This is a genomic window from Synechococcus sp. MU1611 (assembly GCF_020514255.1).
Taxonomy (GTDB): Bacteria; Cyanobacteriota; Cyanobacteriia; order PCC-6307; family Cyanobiaceae; genus Parasynechococcus.
In genome coordinates, this window is the sequence record NZ_VTLC01000008.1 from 24,418 (window position 1) to 46,113 (window position 21,696).

A 21,696-nucleotide genomic window follows, 5' to 3' on the forward strand; every position below is an offset into this window, starting at 1 on the left:
TACGCTGCCGCCACTGCCAAAGCACAGTCTGTGAGCCTGCAAATCGGCGACGCCGCCCCCGACTTCAGCCTTCCCGATCAGAACGGTGAACCCGTCAGCCTTGCTTCACTGCGCGGGAAGAAGGTTGTCTTGTACTTCTATCCGAAAGATGACACCCCTGGGTGCACCAAGGAAGCCTGCAACTTCCGCGATCGCTGGGATCAACTGAAGGCCAACAACATCACCGTTCTGGGCATCAGCAAGGACGGAGCCACATCCCACAGCAAATTTATCAACAAATACGAGCTCCCCTTCACGCTGCTGACCGATGTGGAGCCCTGTGCGGTAGCCAGCCTCTATGAGAGCTACGGACTGAAAAAATTCATGGGGCGCGAATACATGGGAATGATGCGTCACACCTATTTGATTGATGAAGCCGGAAAAATCGAACGGATTTATCTCAAGGTCAAAGCGGCCACCATGGCCGACACATTGATCAGCGATCTCGAACTGAGCTGATGCCTGCGGCCAGATCCAACAGAGCCTGCAGCTGAAGATCGGTCTCCATCTGCAGCAATTCCGTTGCATGGGCCCAGTGCGTCTTGATCAGCTCAGCGTCACCACCGCAGATCCAAAGCAACCCTTGCGAATGCTGCTGGGCAAGTGCGATGGCGGCCAGCAACCCTTGCAACACACCCCGCTGCATGGCCGCCGCCGTTTCTTGGGGAAAGATGTCTTTTGGGAAGGCCTCTTGAGGACTCTCCAGCGTTGCTGGAAGGCCAACAGTTCCTTCCGCCATGGCCCTGAGCTGCAGGCGATAGCCCGGTAGCAACTGCCCTCCACCAAAACAGCCATCCGCACCAACCTTGGTGAAGCTCAACACGGTGCCTGCATCCACCAAAAGCAGCCCCCTGGAACAGTCGAGCTGTTGCTCCTGACTACGTCGCCAGGCCATCCATGCCCCGAGCGCTCGATCCACACCCAACCAAGGAGGTGCCTTCGGCAATGGAACATCCTCCAGACGAATGCGCAGGTCCTGGTGAGGCCTGAGCTGCTCGGGCACCGGCCCCACCGCCGCCCAGATCGGAGGATCTGTGCCGATTCGACCAGGGTCTGGATCACCGTGATCAATACGAACTCCCTGTTCAGTCCGCTGGGCCCAATGCCAGCGACTGTTGCCAATCAGCAGAGCGCGGCCGCTACTCCGTTCAAACGCCTTCACTCAGATGCCTTCACCCATCAACCCTTCAACAGCGTCCTGGGGCAGATGGATTCCACACTCTTGCTTTAGCCCCCCAAAGCGGGTGTCGCGGCCACTCAGATCTCCTACATCAGGGCCACTGGAATGCCAGTCCCCCACTGTGGAATAGCCCTGCTCGAACAATGGATGCTGAGGGAGATTGTTTGATTGCATGTAGTAATAGACATCACGCTGGGTCCACTCGAGAAGTGGTCTCAATGACCAGCGCTCCCGAATCGGGTCCAAGGCCGTCATCGAGCGACGGTGATCGGTCTGACCACGCCGCACGCCGCTGGCCCAGCAGCGCGTATGGAGGTCATTAAGCGCTTGCTCCAGAGGTTCAACCTTGCGGATCCGGTGATAGGTCTCCAGGTCTTCGACACGGCCAGACTCCCAGAGCTGACCATGCAGGGCCTCCATTCGAGCCGGGGACATCTCGCTCTGACGAACTACCAGACGAATCTTGAGCTGATCGGTGAGTTGGTGGGCATAGGAGTAAGTCTCCGGGGGCAAATAACCGGTATCAATCCAGATCACCGGAACAGCGTCACCTCCGGGAAGTGTGCTCAGCATGTGCAGGAGCACAGCCGACTGAATACCAAAACTGGTCGTCAGAGCAAATCGGTCGCCGAATTGATCCAGCCCCCAGGCCAGACGCTCCTGCGGCTCCATGGTCTCAAGCAGCTTGCGCCCATCGCGCAAGTCGTTTTGCACCGCCATGGGCACCATTGCGTCGGGGGCCTCCGTCATCACGCCATCCTCCCCTGTCGTGGGACCGGCTGTGCTTCCTATCGTTCTCAAACCAGCGGTTTCTTTCATGCGTTCACCCTCGTCCACGTCGGATGCCGTGGTGATCGTTGGTGGTGGATTCGGGGGACTTTTCACAGCTCTTGCACTTCAGCGTCGGCAGCCCGGCTGCCCCATCGTTCTGATCGAACCTCGGGATCATTTTCTGTTTCAACCGCTGCTGTACGAACTACTCAGCGATGAACTTCAAACCTGGGAGGTTGCCCCCCGTTATGACCAGCTGCTGAATAACAGCATCTGCTGGATCCAAGACACCGTTGTTGGCATCGATCAAACCAGCCAAACCATCGAACTCGATTCGGGAGGCCGATTGGGCTGGGCCCAACTGGTGCTGGCGACAGGCTCGAAAGTCAATGATTTCGGCATCCCCGGCGTGCAGGAGCACAGCTCTGGTTTCCGTGATCTCAGCGATGTAGGCCGGCTGAAGCAATGGCTCAACACTCAGCTCAAGCAGCGTGATGGAGACGCAGGGCTAATCATCGTTGGAGCTGGACCCACCGGAGTGGAACTGGCTTGCAAGCTCGCGGATCTGATCGAAGGAGCCGCCAGCATTCGCTTGGTGGAAATGGGCGATGAAATCCTGCCCAGCAGCACGGCGTTCAATCGGGAGAAAGCCCAGGCAGCGCTGGAACGCAAAGGGGTCGTGGTGCAGCTGAACACGAGCGTGAGCGAAGTGCAGGCCAATAGTGCCGTTCTGGCAGATGGCGTGGTTTTACGTCATGCGGGATTGATCTGGACTGCAGGGAGTAGACCCTCCATCCCAGCCATCTCGCCTACACCAGTGCTGGAGAGGGGACGCCTGGCCGTCGACGATGACCTGCGCTTGGTGGGCAGCGCCAATACTTTTGCCCTGGGGGATCTCTCAGCGCGGGCGGACAGCCCATGGCCCGCCAGCGCCCAAGTGGCCATGCAGCAGGGGGATGCCACTGCCGCAGCCATCGCAAGCCTGCGGATGGGGGAAGAGCCGCAACCCTTCCAGTTTGAGGATCGTGGCGAAATGCTCAGCCTCGGGGTCGGCGACGCCACACTGACTGGCATGGGATTCACCCTGGCCGGACCACTGGCATTTCAGTTGCGACGGGCCACGTACCTGACCCGCCTACCGGGACTGTCCCTGGGACTGCGCTCCGCCGGCGCCTGGTTGCTGAGCCGTTGAAGCAATCCCACCTGGGAGGGCGCTGCCGCGGTCTGCGCCCCAGCCAGCAACGCCAGCTGGAGCGCCTTAGTCATCGGCGTCATCCCGAGGGCTGCGGAGCCGATCTGCTGAGCCTCGAACGACTGGCGGATCTCGTTCTGGATCTCGAGATGCCGCTGCATCTGGTGCTCGACGGCCGTGGCCTTTGCCGGCTGCTCTGGTTGGGCCCCCTCACCGGCAGCGATTCACCGCTGCAGCACCTGCCAGCAACACCGCGGCGGAGCAGCGGTGGCTGGCGCCTGATCAGCTGCCCCTTCGCCCGCAAAGGGCTTCACCAGGATCCCCGCGACGCTGTTGTCGCTCTCGACATCGCCCCGAGGCACTGGCTGCGCTTTGCACCGTGCCCCTCGGCCGATGGCGGGCGCCCGGCAGAACTACTCATTCCTGATCCACTGCAGCCCGATGGGTGGAGAGAGTTCGAACAGGGCGACCTGCGTGACCTTTGCTCCCTCACACCAGACGAACCCCAAGCCGCAACCATCCGAGCCGCCACCGGAGAGGAGCGGGTGCTCCTGCTCACGCTCACCAGCGGAGATGGGCAGCGCGACCAGCGTGAATTAGCTGAACTGGAGGGACTGGTGCGCAGTGCCGGCGCCCAGCCCGTGGCTCTGACCAGCCAGCGTCGGGGCCAAGCCAATCCCCAGACGGTCTGGGGCTCCGGGAAACTTCAGGAAGCCGCCCTCGAGATCCGTCGTTGCCAAGCCTCACTGGTGATCACAGACCGGGAGCTGACCCCAGTGCAGGCACGCAATCTGGAACGACTGCTGAGCTGCCCGGTCTCTGACCGCAGTGAGCTGATCCTCGACATCTTTGCCCAGCGGGCCGGCAGTGCTGCAGGGCGCCTCCAGGTGGAACTAGCCCAACTGCGCTACCGGCTGCCACGCCTACTGGGACGGGGCAGCAGCCTGTCGCGTCAGGGCGGCGGCATCGGCACGCGCGGGCCAGGGGAAACACAACTGGAAAAAGACCGTCGAGCCATCAGCCGACGCATCGAACGGCTGCTGCGGGATCAGCGCCAGCTCCAATCCCACCGCAGCCGATTGCGAGATCAGCGGCGTGGTCTGCCGCGGGTGGCCCTGGTCGGTTACACAAACGCCGGCAAATCCAGCCTGCTCAATGCCTTATGTGGCAAACGGGCGAGCGATCGCGTGCTGGCAGAGAACAAATTGTTCGCCACGCTGGACCCCACCACGCGCAAACTCGACCTCCCCTGCCCTGGGGCGCGCCCCCAACGGCTGCTGCTCACCGACACAGTGGGCTTCATTCGCGATCTCCCTGCCCCACTGGTAGAAGCCTTCCGCGCAACTCTGGAGGAGGCACTGCACGCGGATGTGCTGTTGCTAGTGCTGGACCTGGCTGACCCCGACTGGCAAGGCCACCTGGACACCGTGCATCGCTTGCTCGATGACCTCGGCAGCACCGCCCTGCGCAGGGTGATCGCCAATCAGATCGACCGTTGCGAGGCAACCGCCATCGAAGCGATTCATCAGCGGGAGCCCGATGCACTGTTCCTCTCAGCCGTGCGGGGGGATGGGCTGCAAGGCCTGCAGCAGTGGATGCGCGAGCAATTTTTTGATCCCAGGGCAGAATCCCCGCAATTGACGACCGGCGACTCGCCGCCATGGCAGAGCTGAGCAACGCTCTTCAGAACCCTCAGGCGTTGATCACGCTGGCCGTGCTGGGTCTGGCGGTGGTGTTGTTCATCACCGGGGTAATTGCACCGGAGCTCACAGGATTGCTGAGCCTGAGCTTGTTGATCGCGACTGGGGTGCTCAACCCACAGGAGGCCCTGGCGGGGTTCGGCAGTCCTGCACTGATCACCCTGTTGGGACTGTTTCCTGTCTCCGCAGCACTCTTCAAAAGTGGTGCGCTGGATCGACTGCGGGCCCTGATCGCATCAGAACGGATCCGTTCCTCACGCCGCCTGATCGCCCTGATGGCCTTTGTCATCGCCCCGGTTTCGGGAGTGGTTCCCAATACTCCAGTGGTGGCATCCCTGCTTCCCGTGGTCGAGGGCTGGTGCCAGCGGCGCGGTATTTCTCCATCCCGGGTGCTACTGCCGTTGTCGTTTTCCACGGTTCTGGGGGGCACCCTGACCCTGCTGGGCAGCTCTGTGAATCTGCTGGTGAGCGACATCAGCCAACAACTGGGCTACGGCTCCCTTGATCTGTTCAGCTTCACCCTGATCAGCCTGCCGGTCTGGCTGGCAGGGGCCATTTATCTGGTGTTGGCTCCAAGGGTGCTGCTGCCGGACCGAGGTGCCAGCACGGATGACCTCGAGGGCAGCCCCAAGACCAGCAGCTACTGCACGGAAGTGCGCATCCCACCCGAGTCGGAGCTGGTGGGCAGCTCTCTCCTGAACAGTCGATTGCAACGTCGTTTCGACGTTGACGTGCTGGAACTGCAGCGCGGTGGAGAGCGACTCCTGCCACCCCTGGCGGACCGTCGTCTTGAGGCCGGCGATCATCTGCTGTTGCGGGTCACACGCCTTGATCTGCTGCGGCTCCAGCAGGATCACACGGTTCAGCTCACAACCCAGGGGCAGAACGCTGGTTTCAGCCTGAACACCGAAGAGGCCAGTGGACAGAAAACCGTGGAGGTTTTATTGCCTGCTGGCTCCACCCTGGCCGGTGCCAGTCTGCGGGAACTGCGGTTCCGGCAGCGCCACAACGCCACTGTTCTCGCCCTGCGCCGCGGCCAAGAGACCGTCCAAGAACGCCTGGGGCAAGTCATCCTGCGGGAAGGCGATGTGCTGCTGCTGCAAGCACCGATCGACTCCATCCGTGGTCTGCAGGCCAGCAATGACCTGTTGGTCCTGGATCGACTGGAAGACGACCTCCCCACAGTTCGACGCAAGCCCGTGGCGGTCAGCATTGCCCTCGCGATGCTGCTGCTGCCCAGTCTGACCCCGATCCCCCTGGTGGCCGCTGTGCTGTTGGCCATGGTGAGCGTGGTCGCCACCGGCTGCCTGCGCCTCGGAGAACTGCAGCGCTCGATCCGCCTGGACGTGATTCTGCTGCTGGGATCCCTCACCAGTTTCAGTGTTGCCATGCAGAACACGGGACTGGCCGACGCCCTGGCTCTGGTGCTCCAGCAGGGGCTGGAGGGCTGGCCGAGCTACTCCGCACTGATGGTGATCTTCATCGGCACAACACTTTTAACCCAGGTGATGAGCAATGCCGCCTCGGTGGCCCTATTGGCGCCCGTAGCAGTGCAACTGGCTCCCTCCCTGCAGCTCTCTCCCACTGCACTGCTAATCACGGTGCTGTTTGGAGCCAGTCAGTCCTTTCTTACCCCCGTTGGATATCAGACCAATTTGATGGTGTTCGGTCCGGGCCGTTATCGCTTTCTTGATGTCACACGGTACGGACTTGGCCTAACCGTGATCATGACCATTCTGGTGCCGGCCTTGATCCTCTGGCATTACGGCGGATCCTGAACAACACTGGTCAGATCTCGCACACGCCTGTGCCGATCGGAAGAGCCATCGAACGCAGCCAGGGCTGGCATCGTCGGCTCACGGTTCCCCAGTTCACCGTGGTGACCGGTTTGCTGGTGGTACTGATCGGCACGCTGCTTCTGGCCACTCCGCTGTGCTCCTCGAGCAGCGTGGGGCTTTGGGAAGCTCTGTTCACAGCCACGTCCGCCATCACCGTGACGGGGCTCTCGATCATCGACATCGGCACGGACCTGACGACCTTCGGCCAGGCGGTACTGGCCTTGATGATCCTGGCCGGGGGCCTTGGCCTGATGGCCATCACCACATTTCTGCAGGGATTTGTGGTGCAGGGAACAGCATTGCGTCGTCGCCTGGACCGGGGCCAGGCCCTCGACGAATTCGGCGTAGGAGGCGTGGGACGCACCTTTCGTGGCATTGCCCTGACGGCGACGCTGGTGATCCTGATGGGCGCGGTGATCCTGTACCACTTCGGCTTCGATGACATTCCCAACAACAGCGAACGTCTCTGGGCCGCCGTGTTCCACAGCATTTCGGCCTACAACAACGCCGGGTTTGGGCTCTGGTCCGACAGCCTCGAGCGCTACCGGAGCAATGGTGTGGTGAATGCCGTCGTGATGCTGCTGATCGTGACCGGTGGCCTGGGTTGGCGGGTGACCAGCGATATGAGCACACAGCTCCTGCGAAGACGGCGAGGACGACGTCGACTGAGCCTGCACTCCCGCCTTGTGCTCCGCACCACCATGCTGCTCATCGCCTTCGGGGCAGGCGGTTTAGCCCTTACGGAATGGTTGAACCAGGGCGAAATCTTCACGGGCATGCCCTTGCCTGAGCGTTGGCTGACGGCTCTATTTGAATCCGTAACGGCTCGCACGGCCGGCTTCACCACCGTTCCGCTCTCACTCGAGAACGTCACCGAATCCAGCCTGCTATTGCTGATGGTGCTGATGTTCATTGGGGCCAGTCCCGGCGGCACCGGTGGAGGAATCAAGACCACCACCGTGGCTGCCTTGATGGCGGCCACGCGATCCACCCTGCGAGGCCGTGAGGCCGTGGTGATCCGCAACCGAACCATCAGCGACAAGGTCGTGTTGCGGGCCGTGGGCATCACGGTGGGCTCACTGCTGTTCGTGATGACCATGGCTCTGCTGATCAGCATCGCCAGCAATTTGAACGGCAAGGATTCGTTCACGTTTATGGAAATGCTGTTCACCTGCGTCTCCGCCTTTGCCACGGTGGGGCTGGATCTCGGGGTAACCGTTGAACTTCCCCGTTTCGGCCAGGCTGTTCTGATGGTGGGAATGTTTGTAGGACGACTGGGAATCCTGCTTCTATTGAGTGCGATCTGGGAAGCGATGACCCAGGAACAAATTCAGATGAATCGCCAGAATCGAATCGGTTATCCCAGCGAGGATCTGTATGTCTGAGGACTATCAGCGGGGGATAGAGCGATGAAGGAGTGGTGGCAGTGGAGCCCGATCCAGGGCAGCGATCGCCTCGGCTTCGCGATCATCGGCGTCGGCCGTTTCGGCATCGCCGTTTGCCGCGAACTGCTCCAGAACGGAGCCGACGTTCTGGCCGTGGACCGCTCGGAACGGGCGGTCGATGAACTGCGTCAGGTGGAGCCCAGCGTGGAAGCCCGCGTTGTCGACTGCACCGACGAAGAAGCTCTGCGGGAAGCTGGCGTGCTTGAGATGGGCACTGTGGTGGTGGCGATTAGTGAACCGATCGAAGCCAGCATCACCGCGACGTTGATCGCCAAAGACAGTGAGGGAAGCCGGGTGCGCCAGGTGATCGCCAGGGCGACGAGCGACCTCCACGAAAAAATGCTGAAACGGGTTGGGGCAGACCGGGTGATCTTCCCCTCGCGGATGCAGGGAGAACGCCTGGGTCTTGAACTGGTTCGCCCCAACTTGATGGAGCGCTTGGCCCTGGATGAACAGCACTGCATCGAGGAGATCAAGGTTCCAGAACCGTTTGTGGGGCGGTCGCTCCGAGATCTGAATCTGCGCAAGAACTTCCGGGTCAATGTGCTGGCGGCCGGGCCGCAAAGCAGCTTGATGGTGAACCCACCGGCATCCCATGTGCTCGAGGAGGGTCACCTTCTGGTGGTAATGGGGCTGGTGGACGACCTGCAACGCCTGCCAAAAATCTGAGCCAATGCACTGCCTCGGGCTGATGAGCGGGACCAGTGCCGATGGTGTCGATGCCGTGCTGGCGCGCTTCGACGGCCCTGCCCAACGTCCGCAGTGGTCCTTGATTCGCCACCACCATCAGCCCTACCCGCCCCAGCTGCAGCAGCAGGTGGTGGCCGCCGGCCAGGGAGCAGCAATGCCCGCATCCCTCTGGCTGGAGCTGGCGGAAACGATCACAGAAGCGCAGGCAAACGCAGTCATGGCATGCGATCCCGAAGGGAAAGCCGAAGTGATCGGCTGCCATGGTCAGACCGTCTGGCATCGTCCGCCGGCCCAGGGTAGGCGGGGTTCGAGCTGGCAGATGCTGCAGGCGCCGCTCCTGGCCCATCTGCTCCAGCGGCCTGTGATCCATGACTTCCGCGCCGCTGATCTGGCCCTCGGTGGGCAAGGAGCACCCCTCGTTCCTCGGCCGGATGCGGCGCTTTTGGGGAGCACCGAGGGCTGGCGGGCGCTGCTGAACCTGGGCGGAATTGCCAACCTCACCCTGATCCCCCCATGCAGTGGCGCGGAGCGCCATGCCTCGGTCTTGGGATGGGACTGCGGACCAGCGAACAGCCTGATCGACCTCGGCATGCGCCACTTCACCGCTGGGGCCCAAAGCTTCGACAAGGGAGGAGCGATGGCAGCGCAGGGCCAAGCGGATGAGGCCCGGATCCAGCGCTGGCTCCAGGAGGATTATTTCCAGATGGCACCGCCGAAATCCACCGGACGGGAGTGCTTCGGGCGAGAGGATCTCAACCGACGGCTGGATCAGCTCGATGGAGCCTCAGCGGCCGACACCATCGCGACCCTGACGGCCTTCTCCGCAGCCATCGTCGCCCAGGATCTGGAGCATCTGCGCCAGACACGCGGCATCGCACCGATCGAACTGATCACCGCTGGAGGTGGAAGCCAAAACCCGGTGTTGATCAACGAGTTGCGCCGGCGCTGCCGTGGTGCCCAGGTGGATGAGAGCAGCACTCTCGGGGTACCGGCAGAGGCGAGAGAGGCCCTGGTCTTCGCGCTGCTGGCCTGGTGGCACCAGCAGAACCACCCCGGCAACGTGCCTGCCGTCACAGGGGCTAGTCGCGAAACCGTGCTTGGCGTACTGGTGCCTCCAGCTTGATCGGAGCGGCCTAGGCCTAGCCAGGCCGGTGCAGGCGCAAGCGCCGGGGTGCTCCCCGCAGACGGCGTGGCTGCTGTGATTCCAGTGCCGACCGGAGGCGCTCCTCGCGTGTTGGGGCGGGAGCAGACGCCTCCAGAGCCTTCTCGTGGCGCTGCACCCCCTGCTGGATCAGCACCCGCGCCATGTTGCTCACCGTGCGGGATTCCAGCTCGGCCATGGCGGTCAAGCGCTCACAAAGATCCTCAGGCAGAACCACCTGAATTCTTGGGGACTTGGGCTTCCCACTGGATGAGGTCTGACGGGTGGGCACGACCGGATCCCCAGAAAGAGGCTCAGTTAGTGAAAAGTGTACAGAGGTGGTCAAGGGTAGTATCCATGACTATGGTGGGGGCACTGGTCCTCCTCGGAGAACCCCATGACACAAGCCGCATCCCGCTCCCGTCGCAGCCCTGCCGGATCACGCAGTCGGTCGCGACGCCCCCGTCGCAGCGCCGAAAACAGCGATGTCCTGGTGTCAGCGGTGATCAGCACCTACCTTTTGACCCACCTGCACCATGTGCTGCAGCGGGCTGAATACGGTGCCTCCCAGGAAGGGCGTAACACCCAGGCAGCTAACTACGCCCAACTGCGCAAGGTGCTCTGCATGGATGCCCGCAGCATGGAAGATGCTTCTGCCCTGGGGCAGCTCGATGACGGCATCGAACAGGCCGCCTGACAAGGCCTTCGGTCCTGAATAGCGTTTGAACAGTTGCTTAAACCGCGATGTCTTCCAACGCCGCATCGCTGTACGCCCGCATCAGCAGCAATCCTGATCAGACGCAGGCGCTGTTCCGCCAAGCCCTCCAGGACCCCAACGGCGCCATGGACAGCATCTGCAATCTGGGCAACGAACTGGGCCTGCCAGTCACAGCCCAAGAGGTGCGCGAGCATCTGGCAAGCCTGAACGATGAAGACAGCAACCGCTGGGTGGTTAAAGCGAGGGGCGGTCTTTGAAGTTGGGCGAGACGGACTTCAATAAAGCCTGGGGCTCGACGCGCTGCCGGCGTTCGTAGCCACCACCTCCGGCCCAACTGAAGAACAGCACATAACTCACGATCGCCAGGCCTGCGGCCACCACAAGAGCGGCCAGCTGCTCCAGTTTCAGCATGGCGAGCACCCTCCGGAAACCTTCCCCAGTGTGCCGACAGGGATGATGGGGGGAAGGACGCCTTCCGCCGGTGCTGCGACTCGAAAACGTCAGCAAGATCTATCCCACTGGGGAAGTGCTTCGCGCGGTGACCTGGGAGGTGAAACCCGGAGACCGGATCGGACTGGTGGGGGTGAACGGCGCCGGCAAATCCACCCAGATGCGTCTGATCGCCGGACACGAGGAACCGACCAGCGGCCAGGTGGTGCGTCAGGGAGAACCCCGCATCGCCTATCTCCAGCAGGAATTCGATGTGGATCTGGAGCGCACAGTGCGCCAGGAGCTGTTCCAAGCCTTTGGTGAAGCCGCCGAAGTGATGAACCGCCAACAGCAGGTGGAAGAGGCGATGGGGTCGGAACGCGCTGCTGAAGATCCCGATCATCTGGATCAGCTGATCCAACAACTGGGACAGCTGCAGAGCCGTTTCGAAGCACTGCATGGCTACGAACTCGACGCCCGGATCGACAAGCTCCTGCCCACGATCGGCTTCACCCCCGAGGGCGCTGAGCTGCAGGTGAAGGACTATTCCGGGGGCTGGCAGATGCGGATCGCCCTGGGGAAAATTTTGCTTCAGGAGCCGGATCTGCTGCTGCTGGATGAACCGACCAACCATCTGGATGTCGAGACCATCCAGTGGCTGGAAACCTACCTGCTGGAGCAGAGCGCTGCCCTCGTCGTCATCAGCCACGACCGCACCTTCCTCGACCGGGTCTGCAATCAAATTGTCTCCACCGAAAGGGGGGTGTCCCGCAGCTATCTGGGGAACTACACCGCCCACCTGGAGCAGAAACAAATGGAACGGGAGGCCACGCAGGCGGCCTTCGAACGCCAGCAGAAAGACATCGCCACCCAACAGGCCTATATCGATCGTTTTCGCGCCAGCGCTACCCGCAGCACCCAGGCCAAAAGCCGTGAGAAGCAACTGGACAAGGTGGAACGGGTGGAGGCACCGATCGAATCTGTGGCAGGGCCGAGTTTCCAGTTCCCGCCCGCTCCGCGCTCAGGCGCACAGGTTGCCCTGATCGACAACGTCACCCACAGCTATGGAGACAAGATTCTGTTTCTGGGGGCTGAACTGGAGGTGGAGCGGGGCGACCGCATCGCCTTCGTGGGTCCCAACGGTGCGGGTAAGTCCACCCTGCTGCGCCTGGTCATGGGGGTGGAACCTCCCGATGAAGGCAGTGCCCGACTGGGGGAGCACAACGTCATTGCGGGCTACTTCGAACAGAACCAAGCCGAAGCTCTGGATCTCTCCAAGACCGTGATTGACACGATGTACGAAGCGGTCCCCGATTGGACCCAGACCCAGGTTCGTTCGCTGCTGGGCAGTTTCTGCTTCAGCAACGACTCAGTGTTCAAAGAGGTCGGGAAGCTCAGCGGAGGCGAGAAAGCCCGTCTGGCACTGGCGCTAATGCTACTGACCCCCTGCAATCTTCTGGTCTTGGATGAGCCCACCAATCACCTCGACATCCCGGCCAAGCAGATGCTCGAGGACGCCTTAATGGCCTACGAAGGAGCCGCGCTACTGGTCTCCCACGACCGCTATTTCATCTCCCGCGTGGCCAACAGGATCGTCGAACTGCGGGAGGGTGAACTGGTGATGTACCGGGGGGATTACAACTACTACCTCGAGAAAAAAGAGGAGGAAAGGGCTGAAGCCAAGGAGAAAGAACTGGCCATGGAGCGAGAGGCCAAGCGAAAAGCCAATAAGGAAAAGCAGAAAGCTCGAGATGCCCGGCGCAAAAAGGCGGCTTGACGAGCATCGAGCCACCCCACCGAAAACTTCACACACCCTTAGGCAGGAAGACTTATTTCTCTTTACCTGGTGTTTTCGTCTGCATAGGCTGACAAAACTGATCCCCAGCACCGATGAGAATGGTTTCCGGCCCAGGCAACACCGAACCCGTTGGCGGTTCATCAGCCCAAGGCGCGGAAACCCACGAGCAGACCTGGGACGCAGTGGAAACCTATTTCCAGTGCATCACCACCTGTTCGCTCGACGACGGCGAATGCATCACCCAATGCGTGGAACAACTAAGGGACTCCGACGACGTCTGACGTCTGACGTCTGACGTCGAGACTTCAGCTTGAGGTCAAGGCCGACAGATCGACCGGCTTGACTTCGATCATGACCTGGTCCTCACCGCGACGCACCCCCAACACAACCGTGGCTCCCACACCGCGGCGATCGATGGCACTGACCACGGCTGCAGGGTCAGCAACAGTCTTGCCATCAAAACTCGTGATTACGTCATCCACCTTGAGCCCGGCGCGGTCCGCTGGCCCCCCAGGCTGGACAGAGCGAATGACCGCTCCTGCTGGCACCTGGGATGTCGGCGTGGGCCGGGGCACCGGAGAAAGACGAATGCCGATCACCGGATGACGGGCCTTGCCCAGGGTCACCAGCTGTTCCGCAATGGCACGGGCGCGATTGCTGGGAATGGCAAAACCAAGCCCCGCCCCTGGCCCTGATCGGACCAGGGTGTTGATCCCGATCACCTCCCCATCGGCATTGAGGAGCGGCCCGCCGGAATTACCGGGATTAATCGCCGCGTCGGTCTGAATCAGATCCAGACGCTTGCCCGAAATCCCAAGCTGAGCAACGTTGCGGTTGAGGTTGCTGATGATTCCTAATGTCACCGTGCTCTCCAGGCCAAAGGGGTTGCCAACGGCAATCGCCCAGTCGCCAACGCTGAGCCGATCAGAATCGCCTAAATCAGCGACTGGCCAGGGTCCAGCCCCCTCCAGACGCACCACCGCGAGATCCGTAAGGCTGTCTTTGCCCACCACCCGGGCAGGCACCCTTCTCCCGTCGGAAAGCCCCACGGTGAGTTGATCCGCCCCCTCCACAACATGGGCATTGGTCAGGAGCAGACCCCTGGCATCGAAAATGACCCCACTCCCCTGGCCGCGCTGAACTTTGGCCCGCGGTGCTGTGGAGCGTGGAATGCCAAAGAAATGGCGAAACAGGGGGTCCCGCATCAGGGCTGGCGGCACCCCCGCAGCACCGGACTGATTCACGGTCCGAGCTGTCTCCAGAGTGACCACTGCTGGACCACTGCGCTTGACAGCGGCGGCCACAAACGAGTCGCGACGGATCGCTGGCCGCGCCTCAGCCTCCTGAGGGCCAACGATGAACGGGATCGATCCAACACCGGCCAACAACAACCCTCCTGCCAGAGCGGAGGCGACGAGCGAGCGGGACTGAGAGGTCATCACAGCTGCAGGGCGATCAGCTGACTGGACGCTACGCAGAGCAGACGCAAAAAAAGCCACCAGCGATGTCAAAGCTGTGACCGCGTGCAACCGGGATCCCGATAGCGTGAGAATGAAGAGATTCAGTTGGGTGGAGGGTCATGCTCGGTTCACTGTTTCCGCTGCTCTACGGCGCGTTGTTTGTGGCCCTGCTCTGGCAGGCCTTCCGCGTTATGAGCAAGGGTTTTCGTGCTGCGAGTGGTCCGATCAGCAGTGGCCCCAGCAGCGATCCCATCGACCGCACTGGCCAGGTCACCATCCACCCGGAACTGCTGGACAGCGAGGGACGCATTACAGAAGAAGACCTGCTGACGGTGCGCTTCGGCGGTGACGATGACGAGACCTCGACGGCCGCTGGACCCGGCACTGAATAAATTGGGCGCTTGGAGTCGACAGGGGTCGCCTGAGTGGATCAGAGAACACGCATCGTTGCCGCGGTCATCAAGGGCATCAAGCTGCCCCCCCGGTTTCGGCTTCGGCTGATGAAAGAAGATCCGGTTCGCTTGGAATTGAGCCTGACTCCCGCTTACGGAAAGGACCCCATCACCGTGGGACTTGTCGAATCTCTTGATCTGGTGGCCCGTCGTGACCGGGAAGGCAGGATCCCCCGCGACCTTCAGGGCACCTGGGACTGGACCGTCCGTCACGGCCAGGTGAGCACCGGTGGCTGGAACCCTTATCTCAAGGAGGCGCTGCAAACCATGTTCGAGACCGGCCTTCCGGCGATCGTGTTCGAAGAACTCACCGGCGAGGAGTACCACCCCGTTGATGGAACACGCCACGTGCGTTGATCGAGGCACAGCGTGTGTAAAGGCGTGCGAATGAATGCAGCGAGGCGAAAACCAAGGGGCTAGACCGGAATCAATTCGGCCTTTAAGAAAGTCTTTATGGCCTCCCTCGTTGTTTCCATCGGGCCCCTTGTGCGGTTGCTGGCCGCTGTTGGCGCCATCAGCAGCCTGCTTCTGTTGGGCCTGATGAATCTCGTCCCATGAATCGAGCGGCAGCACCGGTTTGAGCCAGTTCCCGATCGACGCCCTGCTGGCGCGGATCTGCTCTGAAGTTCGCCCGGGACAAACAGTTCTGCTGCAGGCGCCACCCGGGGCAGGTAAGACCACACGGGTTCCCTTAGCGCTGATCGGGGCCCTGACGGAAGGACCGGGGGTCTTCGCAGGGAAGCAAAAAATCTGGATGATTGAGCCGCGGCGGCTGGCCACCAAGGCCGCCGCCGCCCGCCTCGCCACGAGCCTCGGAGAAGACGTGGGTGGCCGCATCGGCTATGCCGTACGCGGGGAACAGAAACGATCCAGCCGCACCCAGGTGGAGGTGATCACCGACGGCCTCTTCCTGCGGCGCCTGCAGAGCGACCCCTCACTGGATGGGGTGGGCTGCGTAATTTTCGATGAATTTCATGAGAGGGGGCGTGATGCGGATCTGGCCCTCGCGCTGCTGCGAGAAGCGCGTCCGCTGCTGAATCCAGACCTGGCGTTGATGTTGATGTCCGCCACGCTGGATCTGTCCGACCTGAGAGAACGCCTGCCCGAAGCGACAGTGCTGGAAAGCCCAGGCCGCTGTTACCCGGTGGAGACCCATCACCAAGCGCCACGACCGGACGAACCCCTGCCTCGACAGGTGTTACGCGCCATTGAGCACCATGCCCTCGAGCAACCTCAGGGAAGCGGTGTACTGGTCTTCCTGCCTGGACTGGCGGAGATTGAACGCTGCAGGCAGACCCTGACCGAAGCAGCGGCTCTGCAGAACTGGCGCATTCAAGTGCTGCATGGGCAACTCCCACTGCAACAACAGAGTTCAGCCCTCCAGCGCTGCGATCCGAACCAGGACGGCAGCATCATCCTGGCCAGTGCCATTGCCGAAAGCTCCCTCACAATCGATGGTGTGCGGCTGGTGATTGACAGCGGCCTCAGCCGTCAACTGCGCTACGACCCCAACACCCAAATGGAAGGCCTGGAGACGACAGCCTCCAGCCTGGCCAGTGCGGAGCAGCGCAGGGGCCGAGCCGGCCGCCAATGCCCAGGCAGCTGCATCCGCCTCTGGTCACCCGCGGAGCAACAGCGACGACCACGCTTCCACCCCCCCGAACTACTGCTGGCGGATCCCCAGCCCGTATTGATGGAACTGGCCCAGTGGGGCGCTGGACTGGGCGAAGAACTGCCATGGCTGGACCCACCACCTGCAGCCGCCATGCAGAAGGGACAGCACGGCCTGCAACAGCTCGGCCTGCTGGAGCAAGACGGCCGCATCAGCAGGCGGGGACGGTTGATCGGCGGCCTGGGCGTTCACCCCCGTCTCGGCATGCTGCTGCTGGAGGCCCATGAGCAGGGCGCCCCCCAGCTGGGGTGTGATTTGGCAGCAATCCTCAGCGAAAGGGATCCCTTCGATCGCCGCCAAATCGGTAGCGATCTCGAGGCCCGGCTCAACAGCATCCAGCGCCATCCATCACTGCGAACGCTCAGCCAGCAGCTCCACCGCCAACTGAAGCGACTTGGCCCTTCACCCCAGAACCAGGGATCGTCCGTCAGCGCCGGCGATCTGATCCTGGCGGCCTTTCCGGAATGGCTAGCGCAAGAGCGACCGGACCAGACCGGTCGCTATCAGTTGCGCCAGGGACGCGGCGCCGTGCTGCTTCCCTGGGATCCGCTTCAGGGGAGCCCGGCCCTGGCTGTCGCCAGGGTCGACGTGGGCGACAGAGACACCCGCATCCAGATGGCAGTGGCCCTGAGCCAGAGCACCCTGCTGACCATCGCTGAGCAAGACGGCCATTGGCAGGACTTCGTCAGCTGGGATCCTGAACGCCAGAGGATCCGCGCCGAACGACTGCTGAAACTGGGTGAATTGGTGGTGCGCCGCACGCCACAGCCTTCGCCAGCAGCGCCGCTATGCCGGAGCCTGCTCATCGAACAGCTGCAGAAGAACTCCAGCCTTGACGCACTGCCCTGGACCGACAGCACCCACCAGCTGCGCCAACGGCTGGAATGGATGCATCAGCAGGTGGGCAGCCCATGGCCGGCCAGGGATCTCACGACGCTGCTGGAGCAGGCTGACATCTGGCTTGGTCCAACCCTGGAGGGCTGCCTGGGTTGGGGCGACATCAGCACAGCAGCACTGGAAGAAGCGCTCTGGGGCTATCTGGACTGGAGCCTCAGACAACAGCTGGATGCGCTTTTGCCGCGTCGCGTCCCGATCCCAGCCGGCCGGCAGGCCACACTGCTTTACACAGGGGACGAGGTCATCCTTGCCGTGAAATTGCAGGAGATGTTCGGATGTGACGACGGGCCCCACGTGCTGGATGGTCGTATCCCCGTCACCCTGGAACTGCTCTCACCGGCAGGACGTCCCCTGCAACGCACCCGGGATCTCAAAGGCTTCTGGCAAGGCAGCTATCAGGACGTGCGCCGCGAGATGCGAGGGCGCTACCCCAAGCACCCCTGGCCCGACGACCCCCGCCAGGCACTGCCGACCGCACGCACGAAACGCAGGTCAAGTGGAGGGCAGGCGTAAACAATGGAAATGGATCCCCCTTCGTGTAGCCGTTAGCACTCGCAACAAAACTCCAACCTTTGTTACATTGTTACCAAACCAAATCGGTTCTTCCTCATGTCTGACAACGCACGCTTCGGCTTCGTCAACTTCGCTGAAACCTGGAACGGTCGTCTGGCCATGATGGGCATCGTGATCGGTCTCGGCACCGAGCTCCTGACCGGCCAGGGCATCCTGTCCCAGATCGGCCTCGGCTGATTTCCGCACCGCGGAACTAGAAAACCCCTCGGCTCACCGGGGGGTTTTTTGTTGCCTCGGTATCGGCCAGCGCTGATGCATCAAAGTGGGTGCATTCCACTGAGTCAGTCGTTGGCACCGCTCTACGTACAGAACAGACGCGATGGATCAAGGCTGCTCAGCAGCGCCTTGGTGATCTGCACGATCGGCGCCACTCAGATTCACCAGCACTGGGGCGTTCTTGTCACCAGCATTTCGGCCATTGTCTGCATCTACTGGGGTTACGCCTACAGCCGCCTTGAGCGTTGATCGCCTTCCGACTTACTCCGTTGCTGAACTGAACACAGCCATCGGAAGCCTGCTTGAACGCGGCTTTGCGCCGCGTTTTTTGTTAGAGGCAACAGTCTCGCGGCCTCAACTCAAGAAAGGCCACCTCTGGCTGACCCTCACCGACGGCGCCGCCAGCATTTCGGGCGTGGTGTGGGCTTCGAAACTGGCCCAGCTGAGCTACCAACCCGAGGACGGTGACGGCGTCACTGTGGTGGGCAAGCTGAATTTCTGGGCAGCGAGGGCCAGCCTCACCGTTCAGGCGCTGGACATCCGCCCAAGCCTGAGCACCGTGCTGAGGGACTTTGAACGGGTGCGTCAGCTGCTGGAAGAGCAGGGAGTGATTGACCCCAGCCGTCAGCGACGGCTACCGAGCCAACCTTCAACCATTGCGGTGCTCACAAGTGTGCCCAGTTCCGCCCTGGCTGACATGCTGCGCACCGCCGCTGAACGCTGGCCGCTGACGCAACTCATCGTGGTGCCGATTCCAGTGCAGGGAGCAGTGGCCTCCAAGATTGTCCGCACGCTGGAAGGTCTGGCCGAACGATCGGTTGATCTAGGGATTCAAGCCCTGGTGCTGGCGCGCGGCGGCGGAAGCCGGGAGGACCTGGCGGTATTCGATGACGAAGCGCTCTGCCGCATGCTGGCGCGCTACCCCGTACCTGTGGTGACGGGACTCGGCCACGAAGACGATCTGACCGTCGCAGATCTGGTTGCAGACCATCGCGCAGCCACCCCCACGGCGGCAATCGTGGCGCTCCTGCCCGACCGCGATGCTGCACGCCAGGGGCTTGTACAACGCCAAAGCCGATTGAGGGACGCATTGCTGGGGCGAATCCTTCGCGAACGTCAAAGGCTCCAGGATCGGGCCTTTGTGTTACGGCAACAATCTCCTCTCGAGCGGATCAGGCGCCATCGCCAGGAGCTGGCGCAGAAACAACTGTTGCTAAAAGCGCTGTCTCCAGAACGCTGGCTGAAACGGGGCCTCGCCCTGGTCAGCAATGCTTCCGGCGATGCCATCCCGGACCTTCAATCCGTCAAGATCGGAGATCAGCTCAGCATTCGGATGAGCGACGGAAAGCTTGACGCCCGGGTCGATCAGATCCAACGCAGTTCCCCAAAAACCACCTCCTGATGAGCAAGCGCCAACCCAGCAAAGAGTTACGCGATCGCATGGAAGGCTGGCGCAGCGATGCCGCTGGCCTCAACTACGAAGAAGCCATGCAGGCCCTTGATCTGCTGCTCGCTGAGCTGCAGAACGACAGTGTGCCCCTGGCGGAATTGCAGCAACGGGTTCTCCACGGTGAGATTTACCTCAGCCGTTGCCAGACCCTGCTCGACAGCGTCGAACAGTCGATTGTCGAACTCGACCCCACAACCCTTGAACCCACGAACAATGCGTAAGGCACTGCCCTGGATCTATCTCCTCCTTGCAATTTTGGGAGCCATCCTGCCGTGGAAAGCCAATCTGGAGTTCATTGCTGAAGGTGGCGGTCAGGCCTTCGATTTGGCTCGGTTCATCGCCGATGCGAACAGCACAGCGGCCTCACGCTCATTGAGCGCTGACCTACTGGTGGGGGCCAGTGCGGTCACCCTGTGGATCTGCGTAGAGGGTCCACGCCAGAAGATCAAAGGCTGGTGGCTGGCCATTCCTCTGAGCTTTGGAGTGGCCTTTGCCTGTGCGGCACCGTTCTTTCTGTTTCTTCGGGAACGGCAGCTGCAGGGTCAGGAATCGGAATCCACGTCCTGAGCGATCACATCAATCGTGAGATCTCTCGCGGGTGTGGACTGAGCAGCTGAAACTCCAGTGTTGTCTGCAGCGGTGGGGTAAGGCGTCCCGCAAAACGAGCAAACGCCAGCGCCCTTCAGACCAGTAGCCCCACAAGCAGTGCAGGTGATCATTCTCGACTGCAACAGCTTCCAGCCAATCCACCCCAGACCGGACAGGATCAAGGGAAGCGCCAAGAGCGTGAGCAGCAGACCGCCTGCGAGATCGAGCAACAGACGACCAGCCGCTGTTGGCACCAGCAACAGCAAGACAACTGCAATCCACAACACTGCTGGCGGTCGATTCATTTGCCTCAACGGAAATGGTCCGTTGGATCAGCTTCGCAGAGACTTATCGAAGTTCAAGGCGCCAGGTTGTTCGGTTCCCCGAGCCGAGGTTTGGCCAGACGAACTGCGGCTAATTCCACACTCAAACACTGACCAAAATAAAGAATCACACCCACCAACCAAACCCAAAGCGTTAACACCAGAACACCCCCGATCACCCCATAAGCCTGATAGCGATTACCAAGAGAAACGATACTTAAGCTCAGAATTTTGTTGAGCAAAGCCAATCCAAAACCAATCAACAATGAGCCAGGAATCAAAGGCGCTCTAGGAACTCGCCGGCTGGGCAAGGCCATCTGAAGCAGCAGGGCCATCAAAGACAAGATCAATGCTGGAACGAGAATTCGCCCAAGGGGAAGAATGGGACTGGATTGCACAAGAGCCATCAACCCAGGAATAAAACCATCCAGAACGCCAAGGATGTCTTCCGGAAGCTGTCTGATACTGAGAACCAACTGCTGAAAGACGATCAGAATCGATATAGCAAAGACAGTCAAAAAAGCTTCAACACGCGTTTTACAGAACTGCACCACTTGTTGCCACCAAGGCAAGTCAATCGCCGGGTCCGGGAGAATGTCTGACCAAAGACGATCAGCTCCACGCTGCAATGTTAAGTAGGCATTACTTGCAGTTAGAAGCAAGACAATTACGCCAAGAATTCCTGCACCAAATCCCTGATTCACCAACCCACGCAGGGTGGAATCCACCAGGTTGGTTGCGGAAGGAGGGAGGACCTGGGTAACCGACGCCAAAACATTATCCAAACTATCTGTTTCACCAAACACCCTGGCCGCCACAGACAAAGCGATGAGCAGCAGCGGGAAAAAAGACTGAAGGACAAAATAAGCAAAAGCAGCACTCAGATCCACACATTCAGCGTTATTCCAGCGCTGACAGGCATTCCATATCCGCCCACCTAACTGTCGAACAAGCGAACGTCTTGACACAGATTCGCTCAGAAGACTTCTAAAACCATACAACAAAAAAGCCACCTCGAATGAGGTGGCTTTTTCATGGTTGGTGATGGTGATTGCTACAACAATCAGCCAATCATCAACCTATTAAGAGAATGTTTTACCTGGCATCGAGCTATTTTCTCAGGG

The 21,696-nt window shown here is 61.1% G+C and carries 26 protein-coding genes; 19 read left to right on the forward strand and 7 right to left on the reverse strand.

All coding sequences use genetic code 11. The annotated features are described in order from the left end of the window. Positions 1 to 30 precede the first annotated feature (30 nt). Positions 31 to 498: a thioredoxin-dependent thiol peroxidase gene (gene bcp, locus FZZ92_RS12590; protein ID WP_226398646.1), complete on the forward strand. Its 468-nt coding sequence runs from the start codon at positions 31 to 33 to the stop codon at positions 496 to 498. Here bcp and FZZ92_RS12595 read toward each other — a convergent pair. Further along, entirely contained in the window at positions 476 to 1,201 is a 726-nt protein-coding gene (locus FZZ92_RS12595) for a type III pantothenate kinase (protein ID WP_226423349.1), read from the reverse strand. The genes bcp and FZZ92_RS12595 overlap by 23 nt on opposite strands. Next, positions 1,202 to 1,969: a phosphoadenylyl-sulfate reductase gene (locus FZZ92_RS12600; RefSeq protein ID WP_115022657.1), complete on the reverse strand. Its 768-nt coding sequence runs from the start codon at positions 1,967 to 1,969 to the stop codon at positions 1,202 to 1,204. 67 nt (positions 1,970 to 2,036) lie between these two features. Here FZZ92_RS12600 and FZZ92_RS12605 point away from each other — a divergent pair, with 67 nt between their 5' ends. The 6 genes from FZZ92_RS12605 to FZZ92_RS12630 are packed head-to-tail and all read left to right on the forward strand — an operon-like array spanning position 2,037 to position 9,978. Further along, the gene (locus FZZ92_RS12605) at positions 2,037 to 3,182 is read left to right on the forward strand and encodes an NAD(P)/FAD-dependent oxidoreductase (RefSeq protein WP_226398648.1); all 1,146 of its coding nucleotides are present in this window, start codon (positions 2,037 to 2,039) and stop codon (positions 3,180 to 3,182) included. Next, complete coding sequence (gene hflX / locus FZZ92_RS12610; RefSeq protein ID WP_226423350.1) at positions 3,179 to 4,855, forward strand: GTPase HflX; 1,677 nt, start codon at positions 3,179 to 3,181, stop codon at positions 4,853 to 4,855. Before FZZ92_RS12605 ends, hflX begins: the two co-directional genes overlap by 4 nt. Then, positions 4,843 to 6,660, forward strand: a complete 1,818-nt coding sequence (locus FZZ92_RS12615) for an SLC13 family permease (RefSeq protein WP_226423352.1) — start codon at positions 4,843 to 4,845, stop codon at positions 6,658 to 6,660. Before hflX ends, FZZ92_RS12615 begins: the two co-directional genes overlap by 13 nt. A gap of 29 nt (positions 6,661 to 6,689) precedes the next feature. Beyond that, a complete protein-coding gene (locus tag FZZ92_RS12620; RefSeq protein ID WP_226423353.1) occupies positions 6,690 to 8,105 on the forward strand; it encodes a potassium transporter TrkG in 1,416 nt (471 codons plus the stop codon). Positions 8,106 to 8,129: 24 nt separating this feature from the next. After that, entirely contained in the window at positions 8,130 to 8,834 is a 705-nt protein-coding gene (locus FZZ92_RS12625; RefSeq protein WP_115022567.1) for a TrkA family potassium uptake protein, read from the forward strand. A 4-nt stretch (positions 8,835 to 8,838) separates the two neighbouring features. Next, a complete protein-coding gene (locus FZZ92_RS12630; RefSeq protein ID WP_226398650.1) occupies positions 8,839 to 9,978 on the forward strand; it encodes an anhydro-N-acetylmuramic acid kinase in 1,140 nt (379 codons plus the stop codon). Positions 9,979 to 9,994: 16 nt separating this feature from the next. On the opposite strand, the gene FZZ92_RS12635 is transcribed toward FZZ92_RS12630, so the two are convergent. Further along, entirely contained in the window at positions 9,995 to 10,288 is a 294-nt protein-coding gene (locus FZZ92_RS12635) for a hypothetical protein (protein ID WP_115022570.1), read from the reverse strand. Between the two features lie 105 nt (positions 10,289 to 10,393). On the opposite strand from FZZ92_RS12635, the gene FZZ92_RS12640 reads away from it, so the two are divergent. Next, complete coding sequence (locus tag FZZ92_RS12640; protein ID WP_226423355.1) at positions 10,394 to 10,693, forward strand: hypothetical protein; 300 nt, start codon at positions 10,394 to 10,396, stop codon at positions 10,691 to 10,693. Positions 10,694 to 10,740: 47 nt separating this feature from the next. Then, positions 10,741 to 10,971 carry a hypothetical protein gene (locus FZZ92_RS12645; protein ID WP_226398651.1) on the forward strand — a complete coding sequence of 77 codons (231 nt, stop codon included), beginning with the start codon at positions 10,741 to 10,743 and terminating at the stop codon, positions 10,969 to 10,971. On the opposite strand, the gene FZZ92_RS12650 is transcribed toward FZZ92_RS12645, so the two are convergent. After that, positions 10,949 to 11,125 (reverse strand): hypothetical protein, encoded by a 177-nt coding sequence (locus FZZ92_RS12650; RefSeq protein ID WP_226398652.1) that lies wholly within the window; start codon positions 11,123 to 11,125, stop codon positions 10,949 to 10,951. The two genes, FZZ92_RS12645 and FZZ92_RS12650, sit on opposite strands and share 23 nt — an antisense overlap. A 70-nt stretch (positions 11,126 to 11,195) precedes the next feature. Between FZZ92_RS12650 and FZZ92_RS12655 the strand changes: the two genes are divergently transcribed. Both FZZ92_RS12655 and FZZ92_RS12660 read left to right on the forward strand, forming a co-directional pair. Beyond that, positions 11,196 to 12,920, forward strand: a complete 1,725-nt coding sequence (locus FZZ92_RS12655) for an ABC-F family ATP-binding cassette domain-containing protein (RefSeq protein ID WP_350223180.1) — start codon at positions 11,196 to 11,198, stop codon at positions 12,918 to 12,920. A 119-nt stretch (positions 12,921 to 13,039) separates the two neighbouring features. Then, a complete protein-coding gene (locus tag FZZ92_RS12660; RefSeq protein ID WP_370630820.1) occupies positions 13,040 to 13,222 on the forward strand; it encodes a hypothetical protein in 183 nt (60 codons plus the stop codon). A gap of 24 nt (positions 13,223 to 13,246) precedes the next feature. Here the strand turns inward: FZZ92_RS12660 and FZZ92_RS12665 are convergent, their stop codons facing one another. Then, positions 13,247 to 14,380, reverse strand: coding sequence for a trypsin-like peptidase domain-containing protein (locus FZZ92_RS12665; RefSeq protein WP_226423356.1), 1,134 nt, complete (start codon positions 14,378 to 14,380; stop codon positions 13,247 to 13,249). Positions 14,381 to 14,520: 140 nt separating this feature from the next. Here FZZ92_RS12665 and FZZ92_RS12670 point away from each other — a divergent pair, with 140 nt between their 5' ends. The 8 genes from FZZ92_RS12670 (at position 14,521) to FZZ92_RS12705 (ending at position 20,228) form a co-directional block, all read left to right on the forward strand. Continuing rightward, complete coding sequence (locus FZZ92_RS12670; RefSeq protein WP_115022579.1) at positions 14,521 to 14,793, forward strand: DUF2973 domain-containing protein; 273 nt, start codon at positions 14,521 to 14,523, stop codon at positions 14,791 to 14,793. 33 nt (positions 14,794 to 14,826) lie between these two features. Further along, positions 14,827 to 15,210 carry a hypothetical protein gene (locus tag FZZ92_RS12675; protein WP_115022581.1) on the forward strand — a complete coding sequence of 128 codons (384 nt, stop codon included), beginning with the start codon at positions 14,827 to 14,829 and terminating at the stop codon, positions 15,208 to 15,210. A 220-nt stretch (positions 15,211 to 15,430) separates the two neighbouring features. Continuing rightward, on the forward strand, positions 15,431 to 17,935 hold the full coding sequence (gene hrpB / locus FZZ92_RS12680; protein WP_226423358.1) for an ATP-dependent helicase HrpB: 2,505 nt from the start codon (positions 15,431 to 15,433) through the stop codon (positions 17,933 to 17,935). Positions 17,936 to 18,031: 96 nt separating this feature from the next. Further along, positions 18,032 to 18,172 (forward strand): chlorophyll a/b-binding protein, encoded by a 141-nt coding sequence (locus FZZ92_RS12685; protein WP_115022585.1) that lies wholly within the window; start codon positions 18,032 to 18,034, stop codon positions 18,170 to 18,172. Positions 18,173 to 18,247: 75 nt separating this feature from the next. Further along, positions 18,248 to 18,460 carry a hypothetical protein gene (locus tag FZZ92_RS12690; protein ID WP_226423359.1) on the forward strand — a complete coding sequence of 71 codons (213 nt, stop codon included), beginning with the start codon at positions 18,248 to 18,250 and terminating at the stop codon, positions 18,458 to 18,460. Further along, positions 18,450 to 19,613 (forward strand): exodeoxyribonuclease VII large subunit, encoded by a 1,164-nt coding sequence (xseA, locus tag FZZ92_RS12695; RefSeq protein WP_226423361.1) that lies wholly within the window; start codon positions 18,450 to 18,452, stop codon positions 19,611 to 19,613. The genes FZZ92_RS12690 and xseA overlap by 11 nt, the downstream gene beginning before the upstream one ends. Continuing rightward, a complete protein-coding gene (gene xseB, locus FZZ92_RS12700; RefSeq protein ID WP_115022588.1) occupies positions 19,613 to 19,882 on the forward strand; it encodes an exodeoxyribonuclease VII small subunit in 270 nt (89 codons plus the stop codon). Before xseA ends, xseB begins: the two co-directional genes overlap by 1 nt. Further along, positions 19,875 to 20,228: a DUF2834 domain-containing protein gene (locus tag FZZ92_RS12705; RefSeq protein ID WP_226398660.1), complete on the forward strand. Its 354-nt coding sequence runs from the start codon at positions 19,875 to 19,877 to the stop codon at positions 20,226 to 20,228. The genes xseB and FZZ92_RS12705 overlap by 8 nt, the downstream gene beginning before the upstream one ends. Here FZZ92_RS12705 and FZZ92_RS12710 read toward each other — a convergent pair. Beyond that, the gene (locus FZZ92_RS12710; protein ID WP_166017687.1) at positions 20,204 to 20,554 is read right to left on the reverse strand and encodes a hypothetical protein; all 351 of its coding nucleotides are present in this window, start codon (positions 20,552 to 20,554) and stop codon (positions 20,204 to 20,206) included. The two genes, FZZ92_RS12705 and FZZ92_RS12710, sit on opposite strands and share 25 nt — an antisense overlap. 53 nt (positions 20,555 to 20,607) lie before the next feature. Continuing rightward, complete coding sequence (locus FZZ92_RS12715) at positions 20,608 to 21,540, reverse strand: YihY/virulence factor BrkB family protein (protein WP_226398664.1); 933 nt, start codon at positions 21,538 to 21,540, stop codon at positions 20,608 to 20,610. Between the last annotated feature and the right edge of the window lie 156 nt (positions 21,541 to 21,696).